A 17,433-nucleotide genomic window follows, 5' to 3' on the forward strand; every position below is an offset into this window, starting at 1 on the left:
GGCTACCCGCTGCCATTGTTATGCTCCAGTTGTCGCCAGACCAAGGACTGACAGCATGGCAGCCTCCATCCCCGCAACACGGCCAGCGGATAGCCTTCCCATCACCCGCTTTAACAGCGTGGTGGTCCGCTTCCGTCGTCTTGCCACCACCGGCCTGATCGCAGCCCTGGGGGCTCACCTGGCATTCGTGGTGCTGTTCTGGCTGCTGGATGTCTGGTTGCTGGTGGCGTTCAACGTGTTCAGCGTGATGCTCTACGCGCTGTGCCTGACCGGCATGCGTTTCCCCGTTCTGCGCCCTGTCACCCTGGTGCTAGCCTGGCTGGAGATTATCGCCCACGCCGGCATTGCCACCCTGGCACTGGGCGCTGCCAGTGGCTTCCACTACCTCTTGCTGGCACTGGTGCCGCTGGTTTATATCGACCCCCGCGGCCACTCCCTGACCCGGCTGGTCGGCTTACTGGTCCTCACCGGCCTGTTCGCTGGACTGGAACTGATCAGTATCCTCCATGATCCCTGGTTCCCCCTTGCCGAAAAGACCCTGACCTGGCTGCGCGTGGGTAACGGCATCCTCTGCTTTGCTGCCCTGGGTACCCTGATCAACGTTTATGCCCGTACCTCACGACAGTCGGAGCGCGACCTGCGCAACATGGCCGCTACGGATCTGCTGACCGGCCTGCGAAACCGCCGAAGCCTCACCGACGAAGCGCGGCTGCTGGCAGCCGAGCGGCAATCAGAGGCCCGCCAGCTTGCCGTTATTCTGGTAGATCTGGACCACTTCAAGCAGCTTAATGACCGCTACGGCCACGCCTTCGGCGACCAGGTGCTGGCCGACACCGCCCGCCTGATGAACCGTACCATGCGCCCTAGCGACAGCGTGGCCCGTTGGGGTGGCGAGGAGTTTCTGATCCTGCTCACGGATGCCGACCTGGACCGGGCCATCTGCGTGGCGGAACGGGTGCGGGAGTCGATTGCGGCTCAGACCTTCCGGAGCGACGAGGGTCAGACGCTCTCCATCACCGCCACCCTGGGAGTGACGGAGTGGCGGGGCAATGAGGAGTTTGAGGCTTCTGTCAGCCGGGCGGACGACGCGCTTTACCTGGGCAAGAAGAATGGCCGGGATCGGGTTGAGGTGGCGAAGCCTTAGTGAGTTACCGACATTCTAGTGTCGGGCGCTAAATACTGCGGTGGTCGCTACCCTCGATGATCATGATCCCCTGACGTCAACCAGGCGTGCGGCCACGCCATACACTGTGTTTTCCCCGGTGGACTTCTGCCCGATCTGCACAAGGGGGACCCACTGACCCTCCATTAGCATAAGGTCCGCCTTACTGGAGCTGTATCCGGTGCCAGTCGCGTACGAACCTGAATGGGTGAAGCGATAGGTTCCCGGTGAGTCCTTCACATCACCCACTTCGAAAGTCAGGGAAATATCGTCAGTAGAAAGGCTGCCGCGACCGGCTTCAGGAACGTCAGCCTGCAACCGGGTCGACTCCTCGAGAAAGCCCGGCAATACGTCAACTTGAGGGCCATCGGGATTGACGACAGCACATTCGCAATACCGGACTTCCAGAACCAGCGACGTGCTATTTACTGGCGATTGCTCTCCAAGCGCCCAGCCGGGGAAAAGGGTCAACAAAAGCAGACCTGAACCCCAAATCCTTCCTGGTTTGATTGGTGACATAGTTCCTCCTGATCTAGTTGTCGGACCAACTCCTGCGCTATTCCGGCAGACTAGAATCTGCCATCAGTTTTCAGCTATGTATTCGATCCAACTCCGGTAATCCTCCGGCCGAATCTCCTCCATGCTGACAGGTTCCACCAGATCTGTTGAAATCCACTGGTCAGAATCCACCTGTTCAAATAAATCAGACCTGACGGTATAGAGGTATCCCGTTTCGTCCCATTCAACATCGGTGTTCTTCAGAAGAATGCGCGGTGGCAGGGTCGCAGTATCAACGAAAAAGGTGGCGTTTTCCGCAAGTGGCCGGTATGCGATAGCAAATGGAATGGCCAATGCCCATTCTGACACAGCGTAGATACCGTATCGGTCGTCTTCCTTTCCGTAGCCCACCCCCTGCGAGGGCTTGAGCACATCCATGCGCTGTCGGGAACCATGGTAAAGAAATTCGGGCTTTTTCATGGTTCAGATACCCAACCTTTCTGTCACAACCCCCCCGGGATAAATCCGTGTTCGATAACCTCGTAATGCTGAACATCAACATCCGGCTCAAGCTCGTAAACCTCGTCCTCAGGATAAAGCCGCGCCCGGGAAATGTCCTCGCCAGCAAATGCCTTGATCGAATCCAGGCTTTTCCAGTAAGTGACCAGTGTCAGTTCGATCTTACCGATCAGCGGCCGACGGAAGATCTGGGCGCCCAGAAAGCCCGGCGTTGCCGATGAATCCCGGACCCCGGTTTCGTACAGATAAGCCGTGAAGCCCTCGGCGTGGGCCTCGGGGACCCGGCATTTCCATTCCCTGGCAATCATGAGTGTTTCCTTAACCAATTCAAAGAACTTGGGCCCTCAAACATACCGTATTGCCTGTTTGTATTCACTTTCCGGACTTCTTGGTCCCCATCCTTGCCTCCGCCGTCAGCGGATCTTCCGGCCAGGGGTGCTTGGGGTAGCGCCCGCGCATTTCCTTGCGGACTTCCGGGTAGACCTGCTTCCAGAAATTCGCCAGATCCGCTGTGACGGCCAGTGGGCGCTGGGCAGGTGACAACAGGTGGATGATGACCGGAAGGCGGCCACCGGCGAGCTTCGGGGTTTCGGTCCAGCCGAACAGGGCCTGGAGTTTGGCGGCCAGCACCGGACCGTTGTCGGCGGTGTAGTCCAGCCGCAGGTGTTGGCCAGTGGGAATCTCCAGCGTGGTTGGCAGCTCACGGCTCAGTCGCTGCTGTTGATCATAGGGCAGCAGACTTTGCAGAGCATCGTGCAACGGGATCTGCTGCAGGCCCTTCCAGTTGCGGATGCCGGCCAGGAAAGGGGCCAGCCATTGCTCAAGGGTGGCCACCAGTGCCTCGTCCGACACATCGGGCCACTGGTCCGGTTCAAGGTCCCGCATCTGCCGGACCCTTGCCTGCCACTGGCGCGCGGCCCCGGTCCAGGGCAGGCTGTCGAGGCCCTTTTCCCGGACTGCGGTAAGCAGGCCGCGCTGAAGCTGTTCCGGCCCCGGATCCGGGAGCAGCTGCTCCGCCAGCACCAGAGCGCCCAGACGGGTCACCCGGCGAGCGATTACCGTGCCCCGGTTATCGTCCCAGCGGGCTTCTTCGGTGGTTTCCATATGCCTGGCCAGATCGGCTTCCAGGGTAGGCCGGTCGGTGGCAGCGGCGAGGTAGATCTGCGCTTCCCGTGCCTGGCCGTCCAGATCCGCGGCCACAATCCAGGGTTGCCGACCGAGGGCGTCTTCCTCGGCCAGACTGGCGCCGCGGCCGTTGCTGAGCTGATACCGGTTGGCGTCACCGGGGCGACGCCGGCCAATGCGGTCCGGGTAAGCGAGTGCCAACAGACGGCCGGCGGGCAGAGCATCATCCTGGTCCCTGGCGCTTCTGGCCGGTAACAGACGGTCGGCAGAACGGCGAACGGCATCCAGGCGGTTCCGGTCCAGTTGCGGAGCATGGTACTGGCCGTCCAGCAGCTGAAGCCGGTAGACCACATCGGCACCTGCACCCCGTCCCAGCAGATCCCGCTCACCGAGCAAGGCAGCGAGCCGGGCGGCGTTTTTCGGATAACCCAGTTCACGGCCCTTCACCACCATATGGGCAAGCCGCGGATGGATGCCCAGTTCCCGGGCACGGCGACCGTGGTCGGTGATGGCGCCTTCCCCGTCCAGCAGGTCCAGCCATTGCAGAAGTTCTACAGCCTGGGTCCAGTGGGCTTGTGGCGGCGGGTCCAGCCACTCCAGGTCGGCAGGGTCGCGGGCGCCCCATTGGGCCAGATCCAGGGCCAGGGGCGCCAGGTCCGCGGACAAGATTTCCGGTGGCGTGTAGTCCGCCAGGCCCTGGTGTTCCGACTCGCTCCACAGGCGATAGCACACCCCTGGCTCCACCCGGCCGGCCCGGCCCTTGCGCTGCTCGGCGGCGGCCCGGGAGACGCGGCCGGTGATCAGGCGGGTCATGCCACTGTTGGCGTCAAACGCCGCCCGGCGAGCCTGCCCGGCGTCGACCACCACTCGCACGCCCTCAATGGTCAGACTGGTTTCCGCGATGGCGGTGGCCAGTACCACCTTGCGCCGGCCTTCCGCCGCCGGCTCGATGGCCCTGTCCTGGGCCTCGCCTTTGAGATTGCCATACAGGGGCGCGAGCTCAGTGGCTGGCGGCAGGTGGGGGCGAAGCAGCTGCTCCACCTTGCGGATTTCGCCGGCGCCCGGCAGGAAAACCAGCAGGGAGCCCGGCTGTTCCACGAGGGCTTCGCGGATAACGCTCACCACGTGATCCAGCAGACGGGGTGGACGTCCAGACGTGGTCTTCAGGGGGCGGTAGAACACCGCCACGGGGAACGCCCGGCCCTCACTGGACACCACCGGAGCGCCCCCCAGGAGCTTCGTCAGAGGCCCGGTGTCCAGGGTGGCGGACATCACCAGGATCCGCAGGTCGGGACGCAGCACCTGCTGGGATTCCCGAACCAGGGCAAGACCCAGGTCCGCCTGCAGGGAGCGCTCATGAAATTCATCGAACAGGACGGCGGCGTAGTCTTCCAGCAGGGGGTCGGACTGGATCAGACGGGTGAGGATGCCCTCGGTGACCACCTCGATCACAGTCTCGGATGACACCCGGGTGTCCAGGCGGGTGCGGTAGCCCACGGTCTGCCCGGGCCTTTCGCCCCTTTGGCGGGCCATATAGCGGGCGGCGGAACGGGCGGCCAGGCGACGGGGCTCCAGCATCAGGACCTTGCGACCGTCCCGCCAGGGAGCCGACTGCAGCGCCAACGGCACCCGGGTGGTCTTGCCGGCACCCGGCGGCGCCTGCAGCAGGACCGTGGCGTGCTGTTCCAGGGTGCGCAAGAGTTCGGGCAAAACCTGTTCAATGGGCAGCATGGCGTTCAAGTCAATCAGAATCGGGAAGCAGGAAGACTAGCGAGCGTGCCAGTCCTCGGCCCGGGGCACAAACAGGGCCAGCAACAGGCCCCAGCCGAGGGCAATGGCGCCCAGCGTGAAGGCCCCTATCAGGGTGCCGCCGGCGTCCAGCCATTGCCGGGTCAGCCACGGGCCGGCCATCTGGGTGACGCTGTACAGGGCCACCATGGCCGCAGACAGCCTCGGACCCTGGTGAGGATGCAGGGCCCGGCCGATGCGCTGGGTCAACAGCACCGTGCCCACGAAGGTACTGCCCACCAGCAGGGCACAGAGCACAATGCCCAGCGGGCCGGGCCAGATCACCACCGCCAGCGCCCCCAGAAACTGAATCAGGTAGTTGAGACGCAGCGCCGCCAGATCGCCGAAGCGGGAGCCCAGAAAGCTCCACACGATAGGCGCGGGAATGGTCACCACCGCCACCAGCAGCCAGGAACCATCCACCAGCCAGTGCCCTTCCGGCAACTGGGTCTTGGTGAGCAGTGGCAGGAAGGTCATGGGCAGGATATAGCCCAGGCCGGCGCCAGCGTAGGACAGGAACAGGGGGATGCTGGCCCGGTCCAGCAGCGGGCCCTTGTCGGCAAAGGAGCCATCGTCCCGCTGGATCCGTGCCGGCACGTCCAGTTTTACCAGGCGCCAGGTTGCCCAGGCCGCGAGCGGAATCGACAGTAACGCCGCTGGCCACCAGCGGGCAGGACCGGACAGCAGGTCCGCCGTACCGGACACCAGAAAGCTGGATAACAGCAGGCCTGCGCCAACCCCCACATAGATCAGACCGCTGGCGGACGTGCGATTGCGTCGTACCAGCCATTCCAGGATCAGTGCCGGCGCCTGCACGAACACCACACCATTGGCAATGCCGTTGATCAGACGCAGGCCGGACAGCCACGACGCCGGCTCCACCTGGGTCTGCAGCAGGGTCGTGATCACATGCACCGTCATGGCAACAGGCAGGGCGATACGGATCTGGTCCGGGCGGTACCAGCGCACCGCCAGCAGCGCACCGATGAGATAACCCAGGTAATTCCAGGTGGCCACCGACGCCCCCTCACTGGCAGTGAGCTGGCCGTCGCCGACCAGATAGGGCAGCAGGGGTGTGTAGATAAAGCGGCCCAGGGCATGGACCACCAGCAACATCGTGGCACCGGCCAGCACGACGATGGCGAGTTGGCGCGGATCGGGGGCGGACCGGTGTTCAGTCATTACGGCTCCGGAAGGGTGTCAGGGAGCCTTTGGGGAAGCTCCTCGGGTTACTTCACATCTACCTTGGCGGGGGTAATGTACTCGATTCGCGGCGGTCCTGCCAGGCAGCCGGCAGCCACCTTGCCAAACGCTTTCATATGGTCGCTCTTGCCGTGGGGTTCGAGGTGCTCGGCGGATTCCCAGACTTCCAGAAACACCAGGCGATTGGGATCGGACAGACTGGTGTGCAGCTCATACTCCAGACAACCTGGCTCTTTCAGGGTCGCCTCGATGCATGGCTTGGCCGCTTCCAGCAGGGTCTCACGCTGATCGGGTTTGACGTTCAGGATCGCTCGTACGTATAGCATGGTCTTCCTCGGGTTGGGTCAGGGCACCGCCAGGGGCGCCGGTTGGTCGGGACTGTCAGCCAGCACCGGATTGGTTGCGACGGGTCCATTGGTAGATTTCCCGGTAAGCCTCGGCCAGCTTGTCCGGATCATGGGGTGGCTGCATAACGGCGGTCATGCTGCCCTGCGGATTGATCAGGGCCAGATGCCCGCTATGGTCCACCAGGGTATTGCCGTCGCCGTCGTCGCTATGAACGAACACGGCACCCACGCTCCGGGCCAGGCTCCGCAGCACATCCATATCGCCGGTAACGCCGTGGAAATCCTCGCCGAAGAAGTCCAGGTATTCCTTCAGCCGCTCAGGGGTGTCCCGCTGCGGATCAGCGCTGACCAGCAGGTAGCTCGGCTCGGGCAGCTCCGCAGGGAGCCGTTCATCGGTCTGACTGAGGGTGGACAGGGTAGCGGGACAGATATCCGGGCAATTGGTATAGCCCACAAACACGAAGGTCCATTGGCCCTCGAGGCTCTGCCGGGTCATGGTCCCGCCCTCTTCGCTGGTGAGGGTGAAGTCGGCCAGCTCCCTGGGTTTGTCGTAGACGAAGGTATTCATGGCGCTCAGGTCCGGGGCCGGTTCTGGCTCCTGATCCTGCGACTCCATCTGCTGGAACACGACAAAGCCGAATATCAGGGCCACAACCAGCAGCAATATCACCAGCGTACGCCGGATCGAGCGATCCATGATGTCTCCTGTCTAACCTGGCGTTCTCAGAAATAAAAGAAGTGGTCCACCAGCAACACCACGAACAGGGCCATCAGGTAGGTAATGGAGTACTTGAAGGTCGCCAGGGCCACTCGCCGGTCGTCACCCCGAAGCAGGCGGACCGAATACTGCAGGAATCGTAACCCGAGAACCGTGGCGCCGGCCAGATAGATCCAGCCCGACATGCCTGTGGCAAATGGTAGCAGGGTCGCGGCCAGCAGCATCAGGGTATACAGCAGGATATGCAGTTCGGTATAGCGGTTGCCGTGAGTGACCGGCAGCATGGGAATGCCCGCCTTGGCGTACTCTTCCTTGCGATGAATAGCCAGGGCCCAGAAATGCGGCGGCGTCCAGGCGAAGATGATCAACACAAGCAGCAGGGCATGGCCTTCCACCTGGCCGGTGACGGCGGTCCAGCCCAGCAGCGGCGGCATCGCCCCGGCCAGGCCACCAATCACGATGTTCTGGGGCGTGGCCCGCTTGAGGAACAGGGTGTAGATACCGGCATAGCCCACCAGCGACGCCAGGGTCAGCCAGGCGGTAAGAGCATTGACCTGCCACATCAGGATCATCATGCCGCCCAGGGCCAGCACGGTGGCGAACAACAGCGCATCCAGCTGGCTGACGCGTCCGGTCGCCACCGGGCGCCGGCGAGTGCGGGCCATCACCGTGTCGATCTTCTGGTCTACAACATGATTGACGACAGCGGCGGCACCGGCCAGCAGTGCGATACCCAGGTTACCGAACAGCAGTATGTCCCAGCCTGGCACACCGGGCGCGGCCAGCAGCATGCCAATGACGGCGGTGAGAATCATCAGCGCCACCACCTTGGGCTTGGTCAGCTCCAGGAAGTCCCGCCAGGAAACGGATTGTCTGGCGGAGGATTCGGCAGCCATAGCTTTGGCCTGGTCACTCATGCAGGTACCTCGTGATGATTTGTTGTTGTCTTGTCCGGTTCTGCGACCGGTTGTCGTGCAGTGCCGTGGACGCGCCAGAGCATGTGAATGACCGTCAGTAGCAAGCCGGCGCCCATGGCATTGTGGGCGACCGCGACGGACAGGGGAATATGGAACGCCACATTGGCCAGACCCAGCACAATCTGCACGACCAGGGCCGCTGCGGTCAAGAGCACCATGGACTGCAGCGGAGTGTGCCGTACCTGACGCCAGAGCGCCAGCAGCAGAGCCGAGAAATAGACCAGTACAATTATCGCCCCCAGGCGGTGGCTGACATGGATAGCGACCCGGCCATCGGCTGTCAACTGGCCACCGAGGTAGTTGGGGCCGATGGTCTGCAGCAGATCAAAACCATGCCGGAAGTCCATATTCTCAGGCCACCACTGGCCCTGACAGGTGGGCAGGTCCGGGCAGGCCACAGCGGCGTAATTGGCGGCGGTCCAGGCGCCCAGGGCAATCTGCAGGATGACCAGGGCCAGCCCGCCGTACAACCAGGGCCGCAGTCGGGCCAGGGCACTCTCCCGGTCCGGGGGCAGCGGCCTGTGCCGGCCCCGGAGCCTCAGTGTCAGCAAGGTCAGCAGGCTCAGGGTAGTGAACCCGCCCAGCAGGTGCAGTGCCACCACCTTGGGCCACAACTGGAGTGTGACTGTCCACATACCAAACAGCCCCTGCAGTACAATAAACCCGGCAATAAACAGCGGCAGTTTTACCGGCACCCCTTCCCGGCGGCGCCTGACCGCATAGCCGGCCAGACCGAACACGATCAGCCCCAGAGTACCGGCGGCATAGCGGTGGATCATCTCCGGCCAGCCCTTGGAGGCATCCACCGGGCTTTCCGGGAATCGGGCGTTGGCGGTTGCAATGCTGGATTCACTCTGGGGAACCGTCAGAAAGCCATAGCAGCCCGGCCAGTCGGGACAACCGAGCCCGGCGTCCACCAGACGCGTCCAGGCGCCCAACATCACCACCACAACGGTAAAAAGCGCGGCAATCAGCGCCCAACGGGCCATCACCCGGTGGGCCTGACCCTGTCTGTTCATGGAATGCTGGTCCATGGAATATTGTTGTTCTTCCGCCACAACCCGTTTCCTTTCTGACACCGACCCTGGCTGGGCGATGTTAACCAATCTGGGACAGTTTCATCAGGTGCTTGAGATCCTCAAGAATCTCCTTGCCAGTGTGCTCGTTGCCGTAGTGCATCATCACATTACCGAAGGGATCCACCACCAGGATACGGGGGCTCTCTGCGGGATTGACGGCTTCAGGCCATGCCGTTTCCGCGCCCGGTGCCAACCGCAGTCGTTCCATGGAGCTGTACTCGTTGCGCCAGCGGGACTGGAGTTCCGGAGGCACAGTGCCAATCCAGGCGGCACGACTGACCCGGTTGGCGTTCTTGCCGAGGGCGATATTGACCTGCCGCGCCAGGTAAAGCAGCTGTTCGCAGCCTTCGCCACAGGTCTGCGCGGTAACGACCAGCATCCACTTGGGATTCTCAAGCTGGGGGCCAAAGCGTGTTTGCAGGGGCTGACCATCGGCATCCACCAGATTCAGCTCGGCCACCGGCACGGCAGGTTCGATCAGCTCGCCGTGGTTGCTGCGGGTCTCCGGGTGCAGCCAACCGCTGTAATACATGATCGTGGCGAGGATCATCGGGCCAAAACCGATGGCAAACAACAACATGGCGGTACGACGACCGCGGCGGACCTGTTCGGGGGTAGGTTCGGTTTCATGCTGCTGGGCAGTCGTGTCGGTCATTCAGGACTCCTGCTTACGAAAGCTCGCTATTATTGTCAGTATGATGAGCGCGGCCGCCATGGAGAACCACTGCAGGGCGTACCCATAGTGAGTCTGGGCCTCCATCATATCGGGTTCCCAGTCTGCCCGGAAGGCACCCGGTTGATTCGAATCATCCAGTTTGACCGTTCTCGCGGCCACCTCCGGCTCCACCCGTACCACCTGCTCTTTTGGCAGCGCCTGGACCCGACGCGGCCAGCGGTCGGCCTGTTCGCCGGCGGTGGGCTCTCCAGCCAGTACCGGCGGTACCGGATAGTCCGCCACCCGTGCCAGCAACCGGACCGGCCCTTGCGGAGTATCAATCTCCGGCAGCTGGTCCCGGCGCCGTTCCGCCAGCACCCAGCCCCGGTTTACCAGTACCGGTGGCCCCTGGTCGGGGTGGAACAGCGACAGTACCTCATAGCCCGGTGCGCCGTCCCGGGTACGGTTGTCCAGCAGCCAGACCGGCGCGCCGTAGTCACCGGTCAGGCTGATCGGTTGACCGGTGACGGCACCGTCAATATCCAGCTGCCCCCACTCGGTCGCCCGGGCAGGATCCGACCACTGGGACAGCAACTGTTCCTTTTCCGCCGCGCGGCCAAGCTGCCAGAACCCCAGTCCCAGCAGCACCGGCAACAACACCAGGGCCAGCAACAGCAGCCGCCAGTCCGGCCTCCAGACACGGCCACGGGATTCATGTTCAGACATGCTCTGTTATAGTCCCATACCTACGATGCGAATACTGACAACAATAACGGGAATCCAATCCGGGGACGATACCCATGCTTCTCAAGATCCTGATCGTGGTATTGATGCTGGCCGTCATTATCAGCCTGTTCAGCGGGCTGTTCTTCCTTATCAAGGATGATGGCGGTCGACGGCGGGTAGTTCATTTGCTGGCGGTGAGGGTAGGGCTCAGCATTCTGCTGCTGGTCGTTATCCTGTTGGCGCTATGGCAGGGCGGCCTTGACCTCAATCCTACCCCCTACCGTTGAGCCGTGGGAAACGGCCCCGGGCAAGACTGCCCGGGGTGTATGCAAGGATCAGATAACGTACACGAAGACAAACAGCCCGAGCCAGACCACGTCCACGAAGTGCCAGTACCAGCTGGCCGCCTCGAACCCGAAATGGTTGTCGCCGGTGAAATGCCCCTTCTGGATGCGGATGAACATCACGATCAGGATCAGTGTGCCCAGGATGACGTGGGCGCCGTGGAAGCCGGTCAGCATGAAGAAGGTGCTGCCGTAGATACCGGACTGCAGGGTCAGGTTCAGATCCTGGTAGGCATGCACATACTCTTCGGCCTGCAGCCCCAGAAACACCAGAGCCAGCACGATGGTAGCCGCCAGCCAGATCTTCACTTTCTTGCGATTGTTTTCCTTCAGGGCGTGGTGAGCCACGGTCACGGTGAATGACGACGTGACCAGCAGAATGGTATTGACCAGCGGCAGCCCCCAGGCCCCGATAACGCCTTCGGGGGCGGGATAAGCTTCCGGATCCGGGTTGTTGATCAGCGGCCAGGTGGCCTGGAAACCTTCCCACAACATGGCACTGGCGCCCTTGTCGCCCTCACCGCCCAGCCACGGCACCGCGAACACACGGGCATAGAACAGGGCCCCAAAAAAGGCCGCGAAGAACATCACCTCCGAAAAGATGAACCAAGCCATACCCCAGCGGAAGGAGCGATCCATCTGATCGCTGTAAAGCCCTGCGCGGCTTTCGCGGATCACCGACCCGAACCAGCCGAACAGCATGTAGACCATCACCAGGCTACCAATGCTGAAAATGATCCAGGCGCCCTGGGCGGATTCGCCCTGTGACCCGCTGACCATGATGGACGCTACCCCGTAGAGGGTGAGGAGCATCCCGACCGTGGCCACAATGGGCCACTTGCTCTGTTCAGGTACATAGTACGTCTGCTGGTTGTTCGCCATGCTTTTCTCCAGAGGCCTGTCCGGTGGCCTGTCCGTTCTCATTTATTGTTGTCGTGTCACTCGCTACGGGAAATGGCACCCGGGTTCACTGCGGTCACCCGCCAGCCGGACCCCGGACTGACACCCTGGCCCGGAATCGACCGGGGTATCTGCCGCCGGAAAACGACCCCTATTTTACTTCCGGGGGCGTTTCAAAGGTGTGATAGGGCGCCGGCGATGGCACCGTCCACTCCAGGCCTTCGGCGCCGTCCCAGGGCTTGGCGGATGCTTTCTCGCCGTTGCCCCGGGCACACTTCACCACGATGAACAGGAACAGTAACTGGGTGGCACCGAACATGAACGCGCCGATACTGGACACCATATTGAAGTCCGCGAACTGCAGCGCGTAGTCCGGAATACGGCGGGGCATGCCGGCCAGACCCAGGAAGTGCATCGGGAAGAAGGCCAGGTTCATGCCCACGAAGGACAACCAGAAGTGGGTCTTGCCCAGGGTCTCGTCATACATGGTGCCGGTCCACTTGGGCAACCAGTAGTAGGCCGCCGCAAAGATCCCGAAGATGGCACCCGGTACCAGCACGTAATGGAAGTGGGCCACCACGAAGTAGGTGTCGTGGTACTGGAAATCCGCCGGTGCAATGGCCAGCATCAGCCCCGAGAAGCCACCGATGGTAAACAGGATGACAAACGCCACCGAGAACAGCATCGGCGTTTCAAAGGTCATGGAGCCGCGGAACATGGTGGCTACCCAGTTGAACACCTTCACCCCGGTGGGCACGGCAATCAGCATGGTGGCGTACATGAAGAACAATTGCCCGAAGATGGGGATGCCCACGGTGAACATGTGGTGCGCCCAGACCACGAACGACAGCAGGGCGATGGCGCCCACCGCATACACCATGGAGGCATAGCCGAACAGCGGCTTGCGGGCGAACGCCGGGATGATATGAGACACCACACCGAAGGCCGGCAGGATCATGATATACACCTCGGGGTGACCGAAGAACCAGAACACATGCTGGAACAGCACCGGATCACCGCCACCGGCGGCATCAAAGAAGCTGGTGCCGAAGTTGATGTCCATCAGCATCATGGTCACCACACCGGCCAGAACCGGCATTACCGCAATCAGCAGGAAGGCCGTGATCAGCCAGGTCCAGACAAACATTGGCATCTTCATCAGGGTCATGCCCGGCGCGCGCAGGTTGAGGATGGTGGCGATCACGTTGATGGCCCCCATGATCGAGGAAATCCCCATGATGTGCACCGCGAAGATGAAGAAGGTAGTGCTCGGCGGCCCGTAGGTAGTCGACAGGGGCGCGTAGAACGTCCAGCCAAAGTTGGGAGCGCCGCCCTCCATGAACAGGGTGGACACCAGCATCAGGAACGCCGCCGGCAGCAGCCAGAAGCTCCAGTTGTTCATCCGTGGCAGCGCCATATCCGGCGCGCCGACCATCAGTGGCAGCATCCAGTTGGCCAGGCCCACAAACGCAGGCATGACCGCGCCGAACACCATGATCAGGCCGTGCATGGTGGTCATCTGGTTAAAGAATTCCGGTTGCACGATCTGAAGCCCGGGCTGGAACAGTTCCGCCCGTATGACCATCGCCATGCTGCCCCCGAGGAGGAACATGGTGAAGCTGAATATCAGGTACATGGTCCCGATATCTTTATGGTTGGTGGTTAACAGCCACCGGGTTATGCCCTTGGCGGGACCATGATGGTGGTCCTGGGCGTGGGTATCTGCGACCGCACTCATTTGAAACCCCCGTTGCCGCCTGTTTTCTCGCTGGCGATATCTTGTTATCTGGCGAAGATGGCGGGGCCAGGCCCCGCCAATCGGCTATCTGTTACTGATTCTTGTAGTCGAAAATCTCTTTCGGCGTCACCATTTCTTCGGTGTTGTTGCCCCAGGCATTACGCTCATAGGTAATGACCGCGGCCAGGTCGGCTTCGCTGAGCTGGCCACCAAAGGCCTGCATCGCCGTACCGCTGACGCCGTTGACCACAATATCCAGATGGGCGTCCATATCTTCAGTCACTACAGATGTGCCCCGCAAGGACGGGAACGCACCACCGCCGGACCCGTCGTCACCGTGACAGGCGGCGCAGTAGGAGGCATACACGCCCTCGCCCCGCTCAACCAGCTCGTCGAGGGTCCAGTCCTTCTCGGTGAGCTGGCGCTCCTTCTCGGCTGCCTCGCGCTGGTTCGCCGCCCACTGGTTGTACTCCTCCTCCGGCACCGCTTCCACGACCACTGGCATGAAACCGTGGTCCTTGCCGCACAGCTCGGTGCACTGGCCACGATAGGTGCCGGGCTCGTCCACCTGGAACCAGACCTTGTTGATAAAACCGGGGATCGCATCCTTCTTGATGCTGAAAGCAGGAACCCACCAGGAGTGAATGACATCATTGGCGGTAATCAGCAGGCGCACCCGCTTGCCCACGGGCACTACCATAGGGTTATCCACATCCAGAAGGTAGTTCTCGTTCTTGTTCATCCGGTTGTTGATTTCGTCACGTGACGTGGCGAGGTTGGAAAAATACCCGAACTCGTTATCCTCGTTGCCTTGCATATCGAGGTATTCGTACTGCCAGCGCCACTGATAACCGGTGACCTTGATCTCGACCTCTGCTTCCTCGGAATCGTACATGTCGACCAGAGTCGCGGTGGCGGGAATGGCCATGATGACCAGGATGGCAAAGGGTATGATAGTCCAGAGAATTTCCACGACAGTGTTCTCGTGGAAGTTGGCCGGCTTGTGACCTTTCGATTTCCGGTGGGCAAAAATGGACCAGAACATGACCCCGAAGACCACGACGCCGATGGCGACGCATATCCACAGGATGGTCATGTGCAGACCATAGACCTGGTTACTCGTTTCGGTGACCCCCGGGGACATGTTCAGGGTCCACTCGGCCAGAGCCGGAGCGGACAATAAAAGTCCCGCAACAAGGGCACCTGCCCGTTTTACGTGCACGTGCATACCGCGTCTCCACAGAATGTTGTTCTTGTTCATGACAGACACACTTCGAGCGCTCGTCTCTCCCGTGACGGCTGCCTGTCATGATGTCTGGCGGATCTGCGTGACACTTCCAGCTGTCGGTTGGAAGTTCGCCCCCCGGAATATATTGGAACCTGTCGCGCTCGCACACGCAACAGGGCAATCGTCGGGAAGTCTGTTCACGGATAACCAGAACGCAGTATAGACAGATAGTTAGGTCACACTCAAAACCTTGGGCACATTTTGAAAAATTTTATGGAAATAAGCTTATTCTTTTTTGACCTATATCATGGCAACCGACGACGGAATCCGGAATGTACAGACTGACCCGCTCGGATCGTCATCTCTGGCGACTGGCCTGGCCCCTCATGCTCACCAACCTGACCGTACCGCTTCTGGGGCTGGTGGATACGGCAGTACTGGGCCACCTGGAAAGCCCGCAGTATCTGGGCGCGGTCGCCGTGGGCGCCAACCTGTTCAGCATCCTTTACTGGACCTTCGGCTTCATGCGCATGGGCACCACCGGACTTGCCGCCCAGGCGTTCGGGCGCCGGGATACCACCGGCCAGACCGCCCTGCTGCTGCGCTCGTTGTTACTGGCGTGCGCCATTGCGCTGATACTGATTGCGCTGCAGACGCCCCTGATTGCCACTGGCCTGGCGCTGATGAATCCCGGCCCGGAGGTATCGGAACTGGCCGCCGAATATGCCGCCATCCGCATCTGGAGCGCCCCGGCCGTGCTGTGCCAGTACACCCTGGTGGGCTGGCTGATTGGCTGCCAGCTTCCCCGCGGGCCAATGATCATGCTGATCGTGGCCAACGGCGTGAACATTGTTCTGGATGTGCTTTTCGTCACCGTTCTGGGCTGGAACAGCCGGGGCGTCGCCATGGCCACGGTCACCGCCGAATACGGTGCTACCGCCCTGGGCCTGTGGCTGGTCTGGCAGCGCCTGCCGGACCATCGCGCCACCCTGCGGGAACTGCTCGGTCAGTGGCCGGATTATCTGGCACTGATCCGGGTGAACCGCTACCTGCTGGTGCGAACCATCGCGCTGTTGCTGGTGCTGGCTTTCTTCACCGCCCAGGGCGCCAGACAGGGCGAGGTCATCCTGGCGGCCAACGCCGTGTTGCTGACCTTTCTTCTGGTGATTTCCAATGGCCTGGATGGCTTTGCCAACGCCGCCGAGGCGCTGGTGGGGCAGGCGGTGGGCCGCCGCTCCCACCGGCGTTTTATGGTAGCCTGCCGCACCGCCGCCCGCTGGTCGCTGATCGGTTCGGTGTTGTTCACCGTTCTGTTCATCGCGGGCGGTTACTGGCTGATCGGCCTGCTCACCAGCATCGAGGAAGTGCGCGCCACGGCCCGCCAGTATCTGCCATGGCTATGGCTGCTGCCGATGACCGCGGTATGGGGCTACCTGTTCGATGGTATCTTCATCGGCGCCACGCGTACGCGGGACATGCAGAACACCATGCTGTTCTCCGCACTGGCGGTGTTCCTGCCCGCCTGGTGGCTGACCACGTCATGGGGTAACCATGGCCTGTGGTTTGCCCTGATCATGCTGATGCTGGCCAGAGCCGGCACCATGGCGACGGTGTTCATGGTGCGAACCGGAAACAGGTCATGGTTCCGCCATGAGTGAGGGCCAATCCCTCCGGCATCGGAAAAAATCTCAACTACACTCCAACAAAGGGCGCCCGGAGCGGGATTCCCTGCAATGATGAAGCAAACCCGGCATTGTCTGACATGACTCCAGAGGCAGTATTGAACATCATCGATCAGGCCCGTCGGCAGGAAGCCCGATCTGGCGAATTCCTCCGTCAGATGCGAGCGAAGGCATCACGGTTGCCCGCCAGCGTGACCGTCGAGGGCTACCAGCCGGCCATGTGCCTGTTCCAGTTCGCCATCGAGTACATCGAAATGGCTCCCCGCCTGATTGACTGTATCGATGATTGCGCCCGCAAGTCCGGCAAGCGCGGGCTGTTCGATCCGTTCATCCAGACCGCCATCTGCTACTTTACCCAGCCGTCCATCATGCTGATCCGGTACGACGGCCTCGACGGCCTGCTGATCAAGGCTTACCTGTGCCACCGGCTGATGGAGGAAATGTACGAGAACAACCTGTCCACCCGTCGCAGCCAGGTGGTGGATGTGGAGGTCACCCAGGCCAACCTGCTGGCCCACCAGCTGATCGGCGAACCCTTTGCCAATGAGCTGGACGAATCCATCAACCTGACCACGCTGAACCTGGCGGGCTCGCCCGAATACTATGAACTGAATCTGGATCCGTTCGTAGAGGAGTTGCAGAAAGCGGCCAGGATGTGGATGAAGGAATACTGGGAAAACCTGCTGACGCGGAATCACATCCGGTTTACCCTGATGCCCTGACCGACCAACCGAGCGATTGGCG

18 protein-coding genes are annotated in these 17,433 nt (G+C 61.7%); 4 read left to right on the forward strand and 14 right to left on the reverse strand.

The features are described 5' to 3' along the window. Positions 1–55: 55 nt before the first annotated feature. Positions 56–1,144: a GGDEF domain-containing protein gene (locus IE079_RS02135; RefSeq protein ID WP_189572070.1), complete on the forward strand. Its 1,089-nt coding sequence runs from the start codon at positions 56–58 to the stop codon at positions 1,142–1,144. Between the two features lie 60 nt (positions 1,145–1,204). Here IE079_RS02135 and IE079_RS02140 read toward each other — a convergent pair whose 3' ends face one another. The 11 genes from IE079_RS02140 to IE079_RS02190 all read right to left on the reverse strand — a co-directional run bounded on the left by IE079_RS02140 (position 1,205) and on the right by IE079_RS02190 (position 10,797). Next, positions 1,205–1,681: a hypothetical protein gene (locus IE079_RS02140; RefSeq protein ID WP_189572073.1), complete on the reverse strand. Its 477-nt coding sequence runs from the start codon at positions 1,679–1,681 to the stop codon at positions 1,205–1,207. Between the two features lie 63 nt (positions 1,682–1,744). Continuing rightward, the gene (locus tag IE079_RS02145; RefSeq protein WP_189572076.1) at positions 1,745–2,140 is read right to left on the reverse strand and encodes a hypothetical protein; all 396 of its coding nucleotides are present in this window, start codon (positions 2,138–2,140) and stop codon (positions 1,745–1,747) included. A gap of 23 nt (positions 2,141–2,163) precedes the next feature. Next, positions 2,164–2,487 (reverse strand): antibiotic biosynthesis monooxygenase family protein, encoded by a 324-nt coding sequence (locus IE079_RS02150; RefSeq protein WP_189572079.1) that lies wholly within the window; start codon positions 2,485–2,487, stop codon positions 2,164–2,166. A gap of 64 nt (positions 2,488–2,551) precedes the next feature. Then, positions 2,552–5,035, reverse strand: coding sequence for an ATP-dependent helicase HrpB (gene hrpB, locus IE079_RS02155; RefSeq protein WP_189572082.1), 2,484 nt, complete (start codon positions 5,033–5,035; stop codon positions 2,552–2,554). A 36-nt stretch (positions 5,036–5,071) separates the two neighbouring features. Beyond that, a complete protein-coding gene (locus IE079_RS02160; protein WP_189572085.1) occupies positions 5,072–6,274 on the reverse strand; it encodes a YbfB/YjiJ family MFS transporter in 1,203 nt (400 codons plus the stop codon). 47 nt (positions 6,275–6,321) lie between these two features. Beyond that, a complete protein-coding gene (locus tag IE079_RS02165; RefSeq protein ID WP_189572088.1) occupies positions 6,322–6,621 on the reverse strand; it encodes a putative quinol monooxygenase in 300 nt (99 codons plus the stop codon). Between the two features lie 55 nt (positions 6,622–6,676). After that, positions 6,677–7,339, reverse strand: a complete 663-nt coding sequence (locus tag IE079_RS02170; protein ID WP_189572091.1) for an SCO family protein — start codon at positions 7,337–7,339, stop codon at positions 6,677–6,679. 26 nt (positions 7,340–7,365) lie between these two features. After that, positions 7,366–8,256 (reverse strand): heme o synthase, encoded by an 891-nt coding sequence (cyoE, locus tag IE079_RS02175; protein ID WP_227712292.1) that lies wholly within the window; start codon positions 8,254–8,256, stop codon positions 7,366–7,368. A 17-nt stretch (positions 8,257–8,273) separates the two neighbouring features. Then, positions 8,274–9,371, reverse strand: coding sequence for a COX15/CtaA family protein (locus tag IE079_RS02180; RefSeq protein WP_189572934.1), 1,098 nt, complete (start codon positions 9,369–9,371; stop codon positions 8,274–8,276). A 64-nt stretch (positions 9,372–9,435) separates the two neighbouring features. Continuing rightward, positions 9,436–10,071, reverse strand: a complete 636-nt coding sequence (locus IE079_RS02185) for a redox-active disulfide-containing membrane protein (RefSeq protein ID WP_189572097.1) — start codon at positions 10,069–10,071, stop codon at positions 9,436–9,438. After that, positions 10,072–10,797 (reverse strand): SURF1 family protein, encoded by a 726-nt coding sequence (locus tag IE079_RS02190; protein ID WP_189572100.1) that lies wholly within the window; start codon positions 10,795–10,797, stop codon positions 10,072–10,074. 74 nt (positions 10,798–10,871) lie between these two features. On the opposite strand from IE079_RS02190, the gene IE079_RS02195 reads away from it, so the two are divergent. Next, positions 10,872–11,084 carry a twin transmembrane helix small protein gene (locus tag IE079_RS02195; protein WP_189572103.1) on the forward strand — a complete coding sequence of 71 codons (213 nt, stop codon included), beginning with the start codon at positions 10,872–10,874 and terminating at the stop codon, positions 11,082–11,084. 48 nt (positions 11,085–11,132) lie between these two features. Here IE079_RS02195 and IE079_RS02200 read toward each other — a convergent pair whose 3' ends face one another. The 3 genes from IE079_RS02200 to coxB form a co-directional block, all read right to left on the reverse strand. Then, positions 11,133–12,023 (reverse strand): cytochrome c oxidase subunit 3, encoded by an 891-nt coding sequence (locus IE079_RS02200; RefSeq protein ID WP_189572106.1) that lies wholly within the window; start codon positions 12,021–12,023, stop codon positions 11,133–11,135. A gap of 169 nt (positions 12,024–12,192) precedes the next feature. Beyond that, positions 12,193–13,779, reverse strand: coding sequence for a cytochrome c oxidase subunit I (gene ctaD / locus IE079_RS02205; RefSeq protein ID WP_189572109.1), 1,587 nt, complete (start codon positions 13,777–13,779; stop codon positions 12,193–12,195). Positions 13,780–13,870: 91 nt separating this feature from the next. After that, positions 13,871–15,007 carry a cytochrome c oxidase subunit II gene (coxB, locus tag IE079_RS02210; protein WP_189572112.1) on the reverse strand — a complete coding sequence of 379 codons (1,137 nt, stop codon included), beginning with the start codon at positions 15,005–15,007 and terminating at the stop codon, positions 13,871–13,873. A gap of 332 nt (positions 15,008–15,339) precedes the next feature. On the opposite strand from coxB, the gene IE079_RS02215 reads away from it, so the two are divergent. Beyond that, positions 15,340–16,665, forward strand: coding sequence for an MATE family efflux transporter (locus IE079_RS02215; RefSeq protein ID WP_227712258.1), 1,326 nt, complete (start codon positions 15,340–15,342; stop codon positions 16,663–16,665). 104 nt (positions 16,666–16,769) lie between these two features. Further along, positions 16,770–17,411: a hypothetical protein gene (locus tag IE079_RS02220; protein ID WP_189572115.1), complete on the forward strand. Its 642-nt coding sequence runs from the start codon at positions 16,770–16,772 to the stop codon at positions 17,409–17,411. The last annotated feature ends 22 nt before the right edge of the window (positions 17,412–17,433 follow it).

The organism is Marinobacter zhanjiangensis (genome assembly GCF_014651935.1).
Taxonomy (GTDB): domain Bacteria; phylum Pseudomonadota; class Gammaproteobacteria; order Pseudomonadales; family Oleiphilaceae; genus Marinobacter; species Marinobacter zhanjiangensis.

What these genes read in the sequence shown, in the direction of transcription:
- IE079_RS02170 (WP_189572091.1), bottom strand. Translation starts at nt 7,339, where the DNA reads ATGGATCGCTCGATCCGGCGTACGCTGGTGATATTGCTGCTGGTTGTG.
- hrpB (WP_189572082.1), bottom strand. Translation starts at nt 5,035, where the DNA reads ATGCTGCCCATTGAACAGGTTTTGCCCGAACTCTTGCGCACCCTGGAA.
- IE079_RS02160 (WP_189572085.1), bottom strand. Translation starts at nt 6,274, where the DNA reads ATGACTGAACACCGGTCCGCCCCCGATCCGCGCCAACTCGCCATCGTC.
- IE079_RS02135 (WP_189572070.1), top strand. Translation starts at nt 56, where the DNA reads ATGGCAGCCTCCATCCCCGCAACACGGCCAGCGGATAGCCTTCCCATC.
- cyoE (WP_227712292.1), bottom strand. Translation starts at nt 8,256, where the DNA reads ATGGCTGCCGAATCCTCCGCCAGACAATCCGTTTCCTGGCGGGACTTC.
- IE079_RS02145 (WP_189572076.1), bottom strand. Translation starts at nt 2,140, where the DNA reads ATGAAAAAGCCCGAATTTCTTTACCATGGTTCCCGACAGCGCATGGAT.
- IE079_RS02140 (WP_189572073.1), bottom strand. Translation starts at nt 1,681, where the DNA reads ATGTCACCAATCAAACCAGGAAGGATTTGGGGTTCAGGTCTGCTTTTG.
- IE079_RS02215 (WP_227712258.1), top strand. Translation starts at nt 15,340, where the DNA reads ATGTACAGACTGACCCGCTCGGATCGTCATCTCTGGCGACTGGCCTGG.
- IE079_RS02190 (WP_189572100.1), bottom strand. Translation starts at nt 10,797, where the DNA reads ATGTCTGAACATGAATCCCGTGGCCGTGTCTGGAGGCCGGACTGGCGG.
- IE079_RS02165 (WP_189572088.1), bottom strand. Translation starts at nt 6,621, where the DNA reads ATGCTATACGTACGAGCGATCCTGAACGTCAAACCCGATCAGCGTGAG.
- IE079_RS02195 (WP_189572103.1), top strand. Translation starts at nt 10,872, where the DNA reads ATGCTTCTCAAGATCCTGATCGTGGTATTGATGCTGGCCGTCATTATC.
- IE079_RS02180 (WP_189572934.1), bottom strand. Translation starts at nt 9,371, where the DNA reads ATGGACCAGCATTCCATGAACAGACAGGGTCAGGCCCACCGGGTGATG.
- IE079_RS02150 (WP_189572079.1), bottom strand. Translation starts at nt 2,487, where the DNA reads ATGATTGCCAGGGAATGGAAATGCCGGGTCCCCGAGGCCCACGCCGAG.
- coxB (WP_189572112.1), bottom strand. Translation starts at nt 15,007, where the DNA reads ATGCACGTGCACGTAAAACGGGCAGGTGCCCTTGTTGCGGGACTTTTA.
- ctaD (WP_189572109.1), bottom strand. Translation starts at nt 13,779, where the DNA reads ATGAGTGCGGTCGCAGATACCCACGCCCAGGACCACCATCATGGTCCC.
- IE079_RS02200 (WP_189572106.1), bottom strand. Translation starts at nt 12,023, where the DNA reads ATGGCGAACAACCAGCAGACGTACTATGTACCTGAACAGAGCAAGTGG.
- IE079_RS02220 (WP_189572115.1), top strand. Translation starts at nt 16,770, where the DNA reads ATGACTCCAGAGGCAGTATTGAACATCATCGATCAGGCCCGTCGGCAG.
- IE079_RS02185 (WP_189572097.1), bottom strand. Translation starts at nt 10,071, where the DNA reads ATGACCGACACGACTGCCCAGCAGCATGAAACCGAACCTACCCCCGAA.